Raw genomic sequence first — 1,521 nt, 5'->3', positions numbered from 1 at the left:
TATTCAAGCTGTTCTCGGTGTTGGCGGCGGTTCTGTCGCAGACTCTGCTAAAGCTATTGCTGCCGGTGCGAAATATAATGGTGATGTTTGGGACTTTTTCATACAAAAAGCAGCCATTACAGAGGCTCTTCCTGTCTTTACTGTAATGACATTAGCCGCAACGGCCAGTGAAATGAATGGTAACTCTGTTATTATGAATGATGAGACATCTCAGAAATACTCTTTTAGCTCTGTACTTGTCAACCCTGTAGTATCTGTAGTGAATCCCCAACTGATGGCTACAGTGTCAAAGGACTATTTGGCTTATTCGGCAGTTGATATTATTGCTCACTCTATTGAGGTCTACTTTACGGCATCTGTGCATCCAAACTTTAACTCTAGGGTAGTAGAGTCAATCATAAAAACAGTAATGGAGACTACAGAAGTTTTAATCCAAAATCCAGATGATTACGAAGCAAGAGCTGAGTTCGCATGGGTGGCTATTCAAGCCCTTAACGGACTTACCCCTGCGGGAACAGAGGGTGGAAACTTTCCAAATCATATGATTGAACATTCTTTATCTGCTATTTATAATGTACCTCACGGTGCAGGTTTATCTGTTGTCATGCCAGCTTGGATGAAATGGTATGAAAGTAAAAACCCTAAACAGTTCAAAAGATTTGCTAAAGAGATTTTTAACGAAGAAGATTCTGGCAAAGGAATTGAAAAACTTGAAGAGTGGTTTATTAAAATAGGAGCACCGGTAACTCTTGAAGATGTAAATATTCCAAGAAAAGGTATAGAAGAGTTGGCAATAAACGCAAATGAACTCGCTGGCATCTGGGGTATTGGTGAAATTTATTCAAAAGATACTATTGCTGAGATATTAGAAAAAGCATAAAAGGGAAAATGATGAAAAATGTACTCATAATAAACGGACATCAAAGATATGATAATGTAGCAGAAGGAAATCTAACTAAGATGTATATAGACTCTGCATCTGAGTTCTTTGAAAAAAACGGTTTTAATGTAAAGCATAGTATAGTTGAAAGTGACTATAATGTTAAAGAAGAAGTCCAAAAGTTTGTCTGGGCTGATTATATCTTATTGCAATATCCTGTTTACTGGATGGGTGTTCCTTGGATTACTAAAAAGTATATAGATGAAGTTTTCTCTGCAGGTGACCATAACGGACTCTATATAAATGATGGAAGAAGCAGAAGTGATGAAACAAAACGTTACGGCAGTGGCGGCTTGATGCAAGGAACAAAGTATATGATTTCGCTTACATACAACTGTCCGATAAGTGAGTTTTCTGATAAAGATGGCTTCTTTGATGGACTCTCTTTAGATGAAGCAAATATTGCTACTCATAAAACATTTCAGTTTTGTGGAGCAGAACCTTTAGAAACTTATTCCGTGCATGATATATTTAAAGGTGATTTGGATATGAAAAGTGAGTTAGAGAAGTTCACAAAAGTGTTAGAGAAAAATTTTATATAAAAAAGGAAAAGATTATGGAAAAAACATTTGAAGAGTCAT

General features: G+C 36.5%; 2 protein-coding genes. Both read left to right on the top strand.

All coding sequences use genetic code 11. The annotated features are described in order from the left end of the window. Positions 1–880, top strand: an 880-nt coding sequence (locus ABZC13_RS14285) for an iron-containing alcohol dehydrogenase (protein WP_373005382.1), incomplete at its 5' end; no start/stop codon positions are given. Positions 881–891: 11 nt separating this feature from the next. After that, positions 892–1,482 carry an NAD(P)H-dependent oxidoreductase gene (locus tag ABZC13_RS14280; protein WP_373005379.1) on the top strand — a complete coding sequence of 197 codons (591 nt, stop codon included), beginning with the start codon at positions 892–894 and terminating at the stop codon, positions 1,480–1,482. Positions 1,483–1,521: the final 39 nt, after the last annotated feature.

This window comes from Sulfurimonas sp. (genome assembly GCF_041563035.1).
Classification (GTDB): Bacteria; Campylobacterota; Campylobacteria; order Campylobacterales; family Sulfurimonadaceae; genus Sulfurimonas.
This window is presented reverse-complemented; position numbering and strand designations above follow the sequence as displayed.